The organism is Shigella sp. FC1967 (genome assembly GCF_001743005.1).
Taxonomy (GTDB): domain Bacteria; phylum Pseudomonadota; class Gammaproteobacteria; order Enterobacterales; family Enterobacteriaceae; genus Proteus.
This window is the reverse complement of record NZ_MIIZ01001451.1, coordinates 1-343: the sequence shown is the minus strand read 5'-3', so window position 1 is coordinate 343 and position 343 is coordinate 1. Positions and strand designations below refer to the sequence as shown.

Sequence of the window (343 nt, the reverse complement as noted above, 5' to 3'; positions counted from 1 at the left end):
GACTCAGCCCCACATCAAGCCCCGTGATATTTGATATCAATGTTGGCTTTGCCGGTGCTTCTACCCCGTCATCACAGAGTAGTGACGCATAGTATTTTCCGGTTGCGCTGCGGCTCAGTGTGATACTTTTCAGCGCCCCCGTAATTTCACGATGTAAAACGCGCTTCAATCGGTGCGATTTTCGGGATTTTTATCGCGCCATCAATGACTTTGATCCCGACACAATGATAGCTAGATTGTCTGCCATGCTTACTTTTAAAACGTGGGAAAACGGGCTTTTAGTTTCGGATTAAAAAAAGTTGGAGAAAGCCACGTCAAGGTTAATCACCGCCTGCTGCAATGC

1 pseudogene is annotated in these 343 nt (G+C 46.9%); it reads right to left on the bottom strand.

The annotated features are described in order from the left end of the window. Positions 1-343 (bottom strand): annotated as a pseudogene (locus tag BHE89_RS22870) (RNA-guided endonuclease TnpB family protein); the annotation flags it as partial.